Origin of the sequence: Lentzea sp. NPDC004782 (assembly GCF_040609115.1) — a bacterium.
Classification (GTDB): Bacteria; Actinomycetota; Actinomycetes; order Mycobacteriales; family Pseudonocardiaceae; genus Lentzea.
Genome location: NZ_JBEXJN010000072.1, coordinates 1 through 12,096, shown reverse-complemented (window position 1 = coordinate 12,096; position 12,096 = coordinate 1). Strand labels below are relative to the sequence as shown.

9 protein-coding genes are annotated in these 12,096 nt (G+C 70.8%); 4 read left to right on the top strand and 5 right to left on the bottom strand.

What is annotated here, in order from left to right; translation table 11 throughout:
* Positions 1–177 precede the first annotated feature (177 nt).
* The 3 genes from ABZV40_RS40395 to ABZV40_RS40385 are packed head-to-tail and all read left to right on the top strand — an operon-like array spanning position 178 to position 4,359.
* Entirely contained in the window at positions 178–873 is a 696-nt protein-coding gene (locus ABZV40_RS40395; RefSeq protein WP_355454474.1) for an alpha/beta fold hydrolase, read from the top strand.
* A 5-nt stretch (positions 874–878) separates the two neighbouring features.
* Positions 879–1,703 carry an SDR family oxidoreductase gene (locus ABZV40_RS40390; protein ID WP_355454472.1) on the top strand — a complete coding sequence of 275 codons (825 nt, stop codon included), beginning with the start codon at positions 879–881 and terminating at the stop codon, positions 1,701–1,703.
* Positions 1,704–1,716: 13 nt separating this feature from the next.
* Positions 1,717–4,359 carry a non-ribosomal peptide synthetase gene (locus tag ABZV40_RS40385; RefSeq protein ID WP_355454470.1) on the top strand — a complete coding sequence of 881 codons (2,643 nt, stop codon included), beginning with the start codon at positions 1,717–1,719 and terminating at the stop codon, positions 4,357–4,359.
* A gap of 37 nt (positions 4,360–4,396) precedes the next feature.
* On the opposite strand, the gene ABZV40_RS40380 is transcribed toward ABZV40_RS40385, so the two are convergent.
* Positions 4,397–5,050 carry an LmbU family transcriptional regulator gene (locus tag ABZV40_RS40380; protein WP_355454468.1) on the bottom strand — a complete coding sequence of 218 codons (654 nt, stop codon included), beginning with the start codon at positions 5,048–5,050 and terminating at the stop codon, positions 4,397–4,399.
* A gap of 451 nt (positions 5,051–5,501) precedes the next feature.
* Positions 5,502–5,696 (bottom strand): ferredoxin, encoded by a 195-nt coding sequence (locus ABZV40_RS40375; protein ID WP_355454466.1) that lies wholly within the window; start codon positions 5,694–5,696, stop codon positions 5,502–5,504.
* A 382-nt stretch (positions 5,697–6,078) separates the two neighbouring features.
* Here ABZV40_RS40375 and ABZV40_RS40370 point away from each other — a divergent pair, with 382 nt between their 5' ends.
* Positions 6,079–7,335 (top strand): cation:proton antiporter, encoded by a 1,257-nt coding sequence (locus ABZV40_RS40370; protein WP_355454464.1) that lies wholly within the window; start codon positions 6,079–6,081, stop codon positions 7,333–7,335.
* A 180-nt stretch (positions 7,336–7,515) separates the two neighbouring features.
* Here the strand turns inward: ABZV40_RS40370 and ABZV40_RS40365 are convergent, their stop codons facing one another.
* The 3 genes from ABZV40_RS40365 to ABZV40_RS40355 form a co-directional block, all read right to left on the bottom strand.
* Positions 7,516–10,158 (bottom strand): RICIN domain-containing protein, encoded by a 2,643-nt coding sequence (locus ABZV40_RS40365; RefSeq protein WP_355454462.1) that lies wholly within the window; start codon positions 10,156–10,158, stop codon positions 7,516–7,518.
* A gap of 265 nt (positions 10,159–10,423) precedes the next feature.
* Entirely contained in the window at positions 10,424–11,434 is a 1,011-nt protein-coding gene (locus ABZV40_RS40360; RefSeq protein ID WP_355454460.1) for an alpha/beta hydrolase, read from the bottom strand.
* A gap of 54 nt (positions 11,435–11,488) precedes the next feature.
* Positions 11,489–11,785, bottom strand: a complete 297-nt coding sequence (locus tag ABZV40_RS40355) for a hypothetical protein (RefSeq protein ID WP_355454458.1) — start codon at positions 11,783–11,785, stop codon at positions 11,489–11,491.
* Positions 11,786–12,096: the final 311 nt, after the last annotated feature.

Below are 12,096 nucleotides of genomic sequence, written 5' to 3'. Positions count from 1 at the left end.
TCGCGCCGAAGACCGGCCCGCCGGTGTTGCCCGGCCGTGTGGCGCTGCAATACGTTGCGAGCGGTCGCCCGATCCGGGCAGGCGTGGAATCCGTCCCCGGGCGCCGTCTTCCCCGCGTCCGAAGGCATCGAGGCACGGGCTGCGGCAGCCGGTGCGCGAGCAACTCTGGAGACGAGCATGGCATCTACCGCACTGCCTCTGGCCTGTCTGCCCTTCGCGGGCAGCGGTGCCGGGGTCTACCGCGCCTGGCGACACCTGGACTCCGGCGCGCTGCGGATCGTCCCGATCCAGCTGCCGGGGCGCGAGGAGCTGTACCTGGAAAGCCCTTTCATCGATGCCGTGCAAGCCGCGCGGTGGCTCGCCCCACGCGTGCTGAAAGCCGTTGACGGGCAACGGTTCGCGCTCTTCGGGCACAGCCTCGGCGCGGTGCTCGCCTACGAGATCGCGCAGGAGCTGGCGCGCACGGGCGACACCTCGCTGCAGCACGTCTACGTGAGCGGCTCCCCCGGCCCGAACCACGTCCGCGAGAGCAGGGCGACCGGCCTCGACGACGAGGCGTTCCTGGCACGGGTGCGGGAGTTCGCCGGGTACCGGCACAGTGCGCTCGACAGCCCGGACCTGCGTGAGCTGCTGCTTCCCACGCTGCGCAACGACGTGGAGATGCACGAGAACTACCGGCCGTCGACGACGGAGCCGCTGCGCGTCCCGGTGACGGCGCTGCGCGGCAGGGACGACACCCTGGTGACCACCGAGCAGGTCCGCGGCTGGGAGGAGGCGACGGTGAAGACCTTCGCCCACGTCGAGCTGCCGGGAGGGCACATGTACCTCGTCGACGGCCCGGAGGCGCTGCTGGACGCCATCGGCGGGAGCTGACGGCGATGCGGCTGGAGAACAAGACCGCGATCATCACCGGGGCCGCGCGCGGGATCGGCCGGGCATGCGCCCTGCGCTTCGCCGAGGAGGGCGCGGACCTCGTCCTGCTCGACGTGGCGGCGGACATCGGCGGTGTGGGCTACCCGATGGGTGGCCGCGACCAGCTCGACCACACCGCGGAGCTGTGCCGGGCGGTGGGCGGCGCGGTGCTCGCCGCCGCGGTGGACGTGCGCGACCTCGGGCTGGTCGAGGAGGCGGTCCGGTCGGCGGTGGACCGGTTCCACGCCATCGACGTGCTCGTGAACAACGCGGGCATCGCCGCGCCGTCCGGTGCCGACTTGCACGAGATCACCGAACCCGACTGGGCGCTGATGCTCGACATCGACCTGACCGGTGCCTGGCGGATGATCAGGACGGTGGCGCCGCTGATGGTCGCGCGGCGCACCGGCAGCATCATCAACATCTCCTCGACCGCCGGCCTCGTCGGCTACCGCCGCTTCGGCGCGTACGTGGCGGCCAAGCACGGGCTGATCGGCCTCACCAGGGCCGCCGCGCTGGACTACGCGCCGTTCAAGGTGCGCGCCAACGCCCTGTGCCCCGGTTCGGTGCGCGACGACCCGCTGGTCGAGGGCCGGATGCTCGCGGAGATCGCGCGGTCACTGGACGTCCCGGCGGCGGAGCACGAGCGGGTGTTCGTGCGCGACCAGCCGATGAACGCGCTGATGGAGCCGGGCGACGTGGCCGACGCCGCGCTCTGGCTCGCCGCCGACGGGTCCCGGCAGGTGACCGGGTCCGTGGTGGCGGTCGACGGCGGGTTCAGCAGCCGATGAGAGCGGAGCGACGATGACGAGCGCGGACGTCGAGGACAGGCGGGAGTGCCACAGCCTGGTGACCCCCGCACCGGTCCGGCCGGAGGAGCTGGCGGTCGGGACGGCGCGGGCAGCCGGGCACTGGCGGCTGCTCGAAGGGCTGCGGCTGTGGTCGTGCGAGGTGCCGGACGACTCGGTGGCGGAGCGGATCCGCAGGGAAGCCGGCCGTCCGGTCGCCGCAGGGGTACGGGCGGTGCTCGTGCACAGCGCGAAGCAGGCACACCTCGTGCTGGTCGCCCGCCGCGCGGCACTGGGCGAACGGGATCTGCGCCGGCTCGCGTCGGCGGTGGTCGACGGCGAACCCCTCGGTCCCGAACCGGAGTCCGGCGCACCGCGCGTCCGGTCCGGCGACGTGCCGGAGTGGGGTCTGGGCGATCGGGCCCGCGCGGGCAGGCAGCACCGGCTGCCCGTCTCCGTCGTGGGCGACGAGAAGACGCTCTTGGCCGCCACGGCCGTGGCGCTGTCCGCCTACACGGCCCGCCAAACCGTCCACATCGGACTCAACGAGGTCGTGCACCGCGTGGGCGTCCCCGACTCGTCCTGCCTCGCGGAGTTCGACATCGCGCCCGGCGGTGAGCACGCCGAAATCGGGATCGTCGTCTCGGGCGGCGGCGACTACCTGCCGTTCCTCGCGCCACCGCCCGCGATGACCCTGCACGGCGCGTTCGACGGGAGCCGGTTCACCGGCTGGTGCCAGTTCGACGAGGGAACGCTCGCACCCGCCGTCGCCGAGGCGTTCAGCCGCTGCGTCGAGCACGTGGCCGAGCGGCTCTCGCAGGCGGACCGGGAGTCCGGCCGTTTCCTGCCCGCCGGCACCGAAACCGCCGTGCTGGCGCTCGGGCGGACCCCGGGCCGGACTGGACTCACCGGACGCGTCGACGACATCGTCGCGCAGGTCGCCCGGTCGACACCGGACGCGATCGCGGTCACCGACGAGGAGACCGAGCTGACCTACCGGGAGCTCGACGAACGGGCGACGCGCGTGGCGGCTGGGCTGGGCGGACTCGGTGCGCGCCGGGGTGATCTCGTCGGCGTGTGCCTCGACCGCGGCACCGACCTCGTCGTCGCGCTGCTCGGCGTGCTCAAGGCCGGTTGCACCTACGTACCGCTGGAACCGCACAACCCGCCCGACCGGTTGCGGTTCATCGCCGAGGACGCCCGCCTTCGGTGGGTGGTGGGCACGCCGCCCCCGCTGCCCGGCACCACCGTCACGGCGTTGCGGGACGTCGAGATGCGCGGTGAGAACGGGCTTCCCGAGGCGACGGGATCCGACGAGGACACCGCGTACGTCATCTACACGTCCGGTTCGACCGGCCGCCCGAAGGGGGTCCTGGTACCGCACCGCAACGTGGTGGCGCTGATGAACGCCACGCGTGACGAGTTCGCGCTGGGTGCGAGCGACACGTGGACGATGTTCCACTCCAGTGCTTTCGACTTCTCCGTCTGGGAGGTCTGGGGGTGCCTGCTGACGGGCGGTTCGCTGGTCGTGGTGTCGCACTGGACCGCACGGGACACCGAGGCGTTCCGCGCCCTGCTGGCACGCAGGAGGGTCACGGTGCTGAGCCAGACGCCATCGGCGTTCACCCAGCTGATCCGCGCCGACCAGGAGGCCCAGGACGGTCTCGCGGTCCGGCTGGTGGTGCTCGGCGGGGAGCCGGTGGACCTGCGCGGCACCGCGCCCTGGTTCGCCCGCTACCCGCACTCCCGCTGCCGGGTGGTGAACATGTTCGGCATCACCGAGACGACCGTGCACGTGACGGCGCAGACCATCGGGCCGGCGGAGGTCGTCTCGGGCTCGCGGTCGGTCGGTCGCGCGCTGCCGGGCTGGTCGGTGTCGGTGCGGGACCAGGCCGGGCACGTGCTGCCGGTCGGCGCGCCTGGTGAGATCTGGGTCGGCGGCGCCGGCGTCGCACGCGGGTATCTCGGCAGGCCGGAGCTGACCGCCGAGCGGTTCGTCACGGACCCGGTGGACGGCGAGCGCCGGTACCGCAGCGGGGACCGCGGGCGGCTGCGGCCAGACGGGTGCCTCGACCACCTCGGGCGCGTCGACAACCAGGTGAAGATCCGCGGCTACCGCATCGAGCTCGACGAGATCCGGTCCGTCCTGGTCAACGACGTGGGTGTGGCGGCGGCCGTCGTCACCACAGGTCTGGGCACCGCGGACGACCCGGCCAGCGCTCGCATCGACGCGTTCGTCGTGCTGCCGGACGGGCGGGACGCCGACGAGGTGCTCGGCGCGGTCCGCCGCCTGCTGCCTGACTACATGGTGCCGTCGACGATCACCCCGATCCCCGCGATCCCGTTGACGGCCAACGGAAAGGCGGACCTGACGGCGCTGCCGGAGCCCGTGCTCGCGGGCCGGGCGCGCCGGGAACGGGCCGATGACGCGGACGACCTGGGCAGCGAAGTGCTCGCCCTGTGGTCGGACGTGCTCAACACCGAGGTCACCCGGGAGGACAACTTCTTCGAGCTCGGCGGCAACTCGCTGCTGGTCGAGCGCGTGCTGATCACCATGCGCTCGCGGCGGATGCCGAGGGTGTCGGTGCGCGAGTTCTACCTGAACTCGACGGCCGGGCAGTTCATCGACCTGGTGAGCAGACTGAGCACGGGTGCGTGAGGCACCCGCCACCAGCCTGCGGGCGAGGTCCTCGACGTCAGGAGGTGCTGGGAGGTGGCTCGTCGCCGAGCACCTCGGCCGCTGCCCAGTCGAGCATCGTCATGACCCACTTGTCGAAGTCGACCCTGGCCTCGTCGGCGGCCCGGCGCCACACGCCGACCCGGTTGTTCGGCAGTTCGATGCGTGCGCTGGCGACGGAGGCCGTCACGACGGGTTCGACGGAACCCCTGGTCGCCTCGCGCAGTTGCTTGGTGGTCCAGTTCTCCTGCTCCGCCTGGTCGAGCAGCTGGTCCTGCTCGTGCGGCGGGCGGGAGGCGACCTCGGCGTGGTGCTGGAACGTGAGTGCCGCGCGGCGTCTGCTCAGGTCGAAGCGTCTGGCGACCCAGGCGTAGTTGCGCAGCGTCTGGTATCGCAGCCCGGCGCTGCGGATCGCGATGCGGTAGCGGTCCGCGTAGTGCTTCTTGCCGTACACCAGCCAGTCCCCGAGCCACCACGACGAGGAGTCGACGATGCCGGCCAGCTGGCGGCCCGCGCGTTCCCACTCGTCGAACCCCAGCTCCTTCGGGATCCGCAACCCGGTCCCGGTCATCAGAACTCGGCCCGGCGCGGCCGGCAGGTCGTTCTGCGGGTGGCCGCTCGTCAGAACTCGTTCGTCGATCAATGCGCCGTCGTCAACCACACCAACCCCCATGGAAACGAAGCCGGCAGGGCTTCGGAGGAGGGCCGTCGCGCTGCTCCAGGCGGCGTGGGCACACCGCTCGCGCGACCGGGCCCGGGTTCCACAAGCCCTGCGTCAGTGAGTGCGAATCAGATGTCCGGCAATTGTGCGGAGGCGTCCGCTGTGAGTACGCGTGCCGAATCCGCACCGACCGCGTGCCCCTCACTCCGCGGCCAAGAATGAACAACGCACATGATCACATCAGGGACCCCCCAATCCCACGACAGGAAATCACAACGGCGACACGCCGCCCGCAACGCTCGATATCGCGCGGGAAACAAATAGAAAACCCGTCCAGGCGCGACTGTACACGGAACGGGGGCGACCCGGCCACCACTCGCATCGGGCACGTTCATTCGCTTCTTCCGCCACCGGGACCTCGGTCCGGCACGGCGGCAGCACTGCACTCCACGACACGGCCCGGTTACTCCTCGATCCTGATCGCGAGCGCCGGGCAACCGGCCGCCGCAGCACGCACGCCCGCGACGGCGCTCTCCGGCGGGTCGGGATCCCGGAGGATCACCACCCCGTCGTAATCACGCTGGTCGAAGACATCGACCGCGGCCAGCACGCACTGGCCGGACGAAAGACAGAGCCTCTGGTCGACACCAACCTTCATCATCCACCCCCAGGCATTTTCCGCCCAAATCATTCGACAGTGTCACGAAAGTTTCAAGCACCGGCCCGTCCCGTCAACAGGACACGACAACCGGCGGAGCAGTCGCAGTACGGCGAACGGCCCACACCCCGCTTGAACGCGGAGCACTAATGAGATCCTCACGAGGATGAATTCGCACCAAGCCGTCCACCCGCCCCTCCGCCACCCCGGGCCACCACGAACGGTCGTTCTTGACGGCCCACGAACGAGTTCCGCCATACTGCGGATGCAGATCCGGCAGCGTGCTTTGCCGACGAATTCCGCACCACGCGACCTGCTCCGGAACTGCGGCGTACTGGAATTTCCGGCATCGCCTGGCGGAAATGAGCGGAGGAACGCGCGGATGTCGCACATCGTGGTCCTGCTCGTCGACCTGGCGCTGATCATCGCGCTGGCCCGGACGCTCGGAGCGGCGGCGCGGAGACTGGGGCAGCCCTCCGTGATCGGCGAAGTGCTCGCGGGCGTGCTCGTGCTGCCACTGATCGTCACCACCGCGCCGGGCGCCGCCCTGTTCCCCACCGCCATTCGCGCGGACCTCTCGGTGCTGGCCAACATCGGCGTGGCGCTGTTCATGTTCGTCGTCGGGATGGAACTCGACCTCACCGTCGTGCGGCGCGGCGGCCGGATGGCCACGTCGGTGGCCGTGGGGTCGGTCGCGCTCCCCTTCGGCCTGGGACTGCTCGTGGCGCTGGTCCTCGCCGACGGGCACGCACCCACCGGGGCACGTTCTGGTTTCCTCGTGTTCTTCGCGGTGGCCATGGCGATCACGGCGTTCCCGGTGCTCGCCCGCATCCTCACGGACAGGGGCATGCACCGGACGCCCACCGGGGCGCTGGCCCTCGTGTCCGCGGCGATCAACGACGTGCTCGCCTGGGTCCTGCTCGCCGTGGCGGTGGCGCTGAGCGGCCGGGGTGGCACCTCCCAGTGGCTGTTGGCCCTGTCGGTGCCCTATCTGGCGGTGATGCTGTGGGTGGTGCGGCCGCTGCTGGCGAGGATCATGCCGGCGAACCGGCCCCTGACCGCCGGCAGCCTGGCCGTCGTGGTGGGTGGCCTGCTGCTGTCGGCGGCGGTGACCGAGTGGATCGGTCTGCACCTGATCTTCGGCGCGTTCCTCTTCGGCACCGTCATGCCCCGCAACGGCATCCGGCAACTCGTGCACGACCGCGTCGCCGAGCTGAACTCGGTGCTGCTGCTCCCCATCTTCTTCATCGTCGCGGGCCTCGCGATCGACTTCACCGCGCTCGGCGCGGACGGTCCGGGCGCGCTGGCACTCATCCTCGCCGCCGCCGTCGCCGGCAAGTTCCTCGGAGCGTTCACCGCCGCCCGGCTGAGCGGCGCTCCCACCCACCAGGCGGCGGTCCTGGGCACGCTGATGAACACCAGGGGCCTGACCGAACTGGTGGTGCTGAGCGTCGGAGCCCAGATGGGCCTGCTGAACCACCAGCTCTACACGTTGATGGTGATCATGGCCCTGGTCACCACCGCCATGACCGCGCCCTTGCTGTCCTTCCTGCACCACAGGCGGCCCGCCGAGGAGCCACCTCCTGCCGCGCCGGAAACGCCCGCGCTCGCGGCCGGTTCCCCGTCACCGCGCACCTGAGCCGCTGACGTCGATCCGTCGGCCCAGCAGGAGGCCGAGACGGTCGGCAGTGCGGGAAGACGTAGTTCGAGTTGCCCGGCGCGACCAGTATCCGGCAGCGCCATCGCGAGGCTCCAGCGCGCCGCCCGCACCATCGCGCGGGCGGCGCTGCCCGGCCTCACGGCCTGAGATCACCGCTTCTCAGGACTGCGGCAGGAGTTGCCATTGCTGGTTGGCACCACCGGTGGCGGTCCACTGCACGACCTGCGCACCGTCGCTGGTGGACTGTCCGTACACGTCGGCGGCGAGACCGTTGCCGACGTTGACGATGGTGAAGTACCCGTCGGCCGCGGGCCGCAGGAACCACTGCTGGTTGGTGCCGCCGTTCGCGGTCCACTGCTGCAGCTGCAGGCCGACGGTGGAGGAGGAACCGTTGACGTCGAGCACCTTGCCGGTCGCGTCGTAGCGCAGGGTGAAGGCGCCGTTCTGGCCGGCGCTGAGGGTCCACGTCGCGTTTCCGTTCTGCTGCACGGTTTTGGCACCGTCGGCGGTGGAGTTGCCGGCGACGGCCAGCGGCTTGCCGCTGTTGCGGTTGACGACGCGGTACTTGCCCGGCGCTGGGCCCTGACCGCCGCCGCCCAGGGTGAAGTACTCGGCCGTGTCGGTGAACGTGGTGGTGCCGGACTTGGCCGTGGACAGGACGAGATACACCCGTGAGCCACCACTGGCGGGAGTCGTGAAGGACACGGGCTGGCTCACGCGCGAACCCAGCGGGACGGTGAGGGTCGTGCTGCCGGAGGCGATCACCTCGCCGGTCGGGCTGTCGAGCCGGGCGCTCCAGGCGAAGTCCACGGCGGTGCCGGTGAAGCCGTCGTTGAAGACGGTGACGGTGCGGTCGACCCTGCTGTTGCGGGCGAAGCCGGGAACAGCCGAGGGCAGCGGGAAGCTGCCGCTCGCGTCGGACGCACCGGACGCCGACCAGTAGGGCAGGTCGATCGCGGCGACCGGGTTGAACCCGGCCTGGACGCGCTGGATCTGAGCGTTGCTCCACGGGTCCGGCAGGTTGTCCGCGCCGTAGACGGGACGGCCACCCTCCTCGGGCGTGAAGTCAGTGCTGCGCACACCGGGGATGACGCTCGCCCAGGCGGACAACAGCGTGTAGGGCCGCAGATCGCTGGTGTCCTTGCCGCGCTTGGCCGCGGTCGCGGTGGCGAACCACTCGAAGCCCTGCCTGCTGCTGCACGCCGGCCAGATGTACTCACCCTCGCCGTCCGGCCGACCGGCCACGGACCAGGTCTGCTCGCCGTAGCGGCCGGTGCCGTCGAGGTAGTGCGGGATGAGGTTGAAGTTGGCCTGCGTCATGGCGGGATACCGGTTGGGCGCCCCGCCGGGGGCCAGCTCGGCGGTGATCGGCCTGGTGCCGTCGGTGCCGTTCACGGTCGCGTACAGGTCCTTCTGGAACTGCTCGGAGTCGGTGTCGGCGAGGTTCGGCTCGTTCACCTGGCTCCAGCGGATGACCGCCGGGTGGTTGCGGTCGCGCAGGGTCAGCGCACGGGCGTGGGCCACCATGTTGGCGCGACCGGCGTTGAAGTCCTGCGCGTTGCCGGCGCCGCGGATGGCGGTCTCGTCGATGATCATCAGGCCCAGTTCGTCCGCCGTGTCGAGCATGTACGGACTGGCCGGCTCCTGGTGGATCCGGACGACGTTGAAGTTGAGCCGCAGGTAGTTGTCGACCGCCTGGGGCCAGCCGCCGTTGCCGGTCGACGGCGGGAGGAAGCCGGGCAACGTGTCGTAGGCGTCGCCCTTGCCGCCGTTGTCGATGCGGTCGTAGTCGGCGCCCTGCAGGTTGTCGCCGCGGACGTTCAGCCGCACCCCGTTGAGGCGGTAGTACTCGCCGTTCTGGGTGCTTTCCCGGAACCCGAACCGGTAGGTGGCGTCGCTGGTGCGGCCGTCGTCGGTGGACGCGTGCACCGACAGCCGGTGCAGCTGCGCGCGATAGCCCTGGCGGTACGGCACGTTCGGCCACCAGTACGAAGCGGCGCCGAGAGACCACGCGATCGGGCCGACCGTCACCGTCGCGGTGGAACGGGCCGCGACGGTGACCGTGCGGCTGGGCAGGGCGGGATAGCTGAACGTCTCGCCGTTGTCCGAGGCGAGCGTGCCGCCGAGGGTGACGACGCGGGCACTGCCGGAGGTGTTGGTGACCGACACGTCGTAGGTGAGGCTCTGGTCGGTCACCGACGTGCGGACGAAGGCGTCGCTCACGTACACGGCCGGGTACACCCGCAGGAACGCCGAGCGGAAGATCCCCTGCGGTACCGCCTCCGACCAGTTGGCGGCGTCGGGAACCAGGTACTTGCCCGCCGATGTCTTCAACGCGTTGCGGCCCTTCACGTTCACGGTGACCGTGTGCGTGGTGCCGGGCGCCGCGAAAGCGGTGATGTCGAAGTTGGACGGGGTGTACGCGGTCGTCTGGGTGGCGACGACCCGCCCGTCGACCGACAGGGTCGCCTGGTGGTTCACCGCGCCGAACTCGATCCACGCCGACTGCGGCTGCCCCGAGTCGGGCACCGTGACGGTCCGCGAGTACGTCGCCTCGGACACGTCGGTGAAGCCCTGTTTGTACCAACCGCCACCGGGCACGGTGATCGTCGTGGCCGCCCGGCCCGCGGGCGTGAAGTTCCACCTGCCGGCCAGGTCGACCGACGCGATCGCCGCGTCGCCCGCGGCGACGCCGTTCACGTCCGGAACCGGAGTGGTGGAACCAGCCGCCGGAACCGGGGTCGTCACCCCGGCCGCAGCGAGGACGGCCGCGACCACGGCCGACACCCACGCTCGTGCCATGCTGAAGCTCCTTGTCCTGGGCGAGAGTTCTCATGGCGGCGGCGGCCGGTACGCAGTCCACAGTGGACATACACTGTGCTGGGCGACGTTTCGTCAACGCAGGAGGTGGTGTCCGCGGCGGTCAACAAGCCCTGCACATTGGCAGATGCAGGACAGCCGACTGGGCCTCGAGGCCACGTTCGCGGGCCTCGTCAGCTACCGCCGGAGGGCTTCGAGCCGTCATTGATCACCCCGTCTTCGTCGCCGGAGAACAACCGCGCGGTCGTCAGTGACGCGGCGGCGCCGGGCGGTCGCCGAGGAACTCCCCCGGCCGGAACTCGACGAACGCGGCCGGGCCGAGCCCGAGCGACTCGGCGCGAGCCTGCAACCGGCGCGGATCGGCCAGCCCGGCCCAGCGACGCGTCTCGATGCGCTTCTCCATCGTGAGCACTGCCGTGACCAGCTCGGCGGTCGTGAACGCGCAGTGCCCCGCGTGCTCGGTGTACGCCTGCCGCAGCAATGGCGCGGCACCGCCGTCGCTGACGTCTTCGGCGTACTCCTCCTCGTGCTGCGCCGGGACGAGGCCGTCGTCGGTGGTGTGCAACGTGAGGACCGGCATGTCCGGTCGTCCCGTCAGCGTGGACGTCCTGAGCATCCAGGCGAGCGCCGCGGGGTCGGCCGTCACGTTCGCCGTGCGCGTCAGCAGGTCCAGGTCGGCATGCAGGTCCGCGCCGGCGATCCCGTACAGGTGCGCCACCTCGGCAAGACGTCCCGACTCGGCCAGTTGCCGCCAGTAGTTCACGCCCTTGTTCCACGTGGGGTTGCCGCCCGCGTTCTGCTCCATGTCGTAGCGGCCGAGCACGATGAACGGCAGGATCGCGCGCAGGTTCTGGTACCGACCCGCGGCCTGGGCGTCGATGTCGCCCGGTGCCGGCTTCGGCTGCCCGGGAACCCACGACGGCTCCTGGTACAGGGCCGTGATCAGCGCGAGCCGGGCGCGACCGGCCGGACTGGTGCGCGCCTGGTCCACCGCGGCGATCATCCGGTTCGACGTGGCCGCGGCCTCGGCGGGATCGGTGAACCGGACGAGTTTGACCTGCTCGCCCGCCAGCAGCAGCCGGGCGATCGCGTGCGCCCCGTCCAGCTGGTAGTTGTGCAGGTCGATCCCTCCACCCATCAGGCCGCAGGTCGCGACGGCGCCGTCGAGCCACCGGCCGCCGCGTCCGGCCAGCTGGCCGGTGATCATGCCGCCGAACGACGTGCCGAGCGCGATGGCGCGACGCGGCTTGCCGATCACACCGGCGACGGCCCGGAGCGTGTCGAGACCGTCCTGGGCCGCGGTGCCGGCCGCTCAGCCCGGCCGGGAGTACGACGAGCCGGCCAGTGCGTAACCGCGTGCCAGCAGGGCGTCCGCGGTGGCCGGGTCAGGGCTGTCGACCGGCGGGTTGGGAAGCGTGGGGTTGTAGCCGTGGCTGTAGAGCAGCAGCGTGCCGTTCCAGTTCGCCGGCACGTCAGCGATCCAGGTCGCGCCGTCCGGCAGCACCCCGTCGTACCGAGTCGCCGGTGCGGCCTGGGCCGCCGCGGGAGCCAGTCCCACCGCGGTCAACGAGGTGATCACCGCGACGAGCAGTCGTCGAACAGCCTTCACAGTCGTCCGTCCCTTGCGTCGGGGGATGGCGCGGCAGCCCGCACGACGTTAGGCACACTCGTGACGACCGTCAATGGAACGACAACTTTGTCGAACACCGACCGAGTCGATGTTCGACCAGAAGACCGAGACGGGACCTTGAGTTGGCGGTGAGCCTTTCCATCTTGTTGTGTCTGGCAGGAGCGCTCGCGTCGTGGATGAAGGGCGCCTTCATCGACCTCAGGTGGATCTGGTGTTTTAACCAGGAGGCGCCTGGGCTTTGACATGGGCACGGCCACCGCTTGATCATCTTCGGGTTCCGCCAAGAACTC

Coding starts and splice junctions, on each gene's coding strand:
- ABZV40_RS40395 (WP_355454474.1), top strand. CDS start 178: ATGGCATCTACCGCACTGCCTCTGGCCTGTCTGCCCTTCGCGGGCAGC.
- ABZV40_RS40390 (WP_355454472.1), top strand. CDS start 879: ATGCGGCTGGAGAACAAGACCGCGATCATCACCGGGGCCGCGCGCGGG.
- ABZV40_RS40385 (WP_355454470.1), top strand. CDS start 1,717: ATGACGAGCGCGGACGTCGAGGACAGGCGGGAGTGCCACAGCCTGGTG.
- ABZV40_RS40380 (WP_355454468.1), bottom strand. CDS start 5,050: ATGGGGGTTGGTGTGGTTGACGACGGCGCATTGATCGACGAACGAGTT.
- ABZV40_RS40375 (WP_355454466.1), bottom strand. CDS start 5,696: ATGAAGGTTGGTGTCGACCAGAGGCTCTGTCTTTCGTCCGGCCAGTGC.
- ABZV40_RS40370 (WP_355454464.1), top strand. CDS start 6,079: ATGTCGCACATCGTGGTCCTGCTCGTCGACCTGGCGCTGATCATCGCG.
- ABZV40_RS40365 (WP_355454462.1), bottom strand. CDS start 10,158: ATGGCACGAGCGTGGGTGTCGGCCGTGGTCGCGGCCGTCCTCGCTGCG.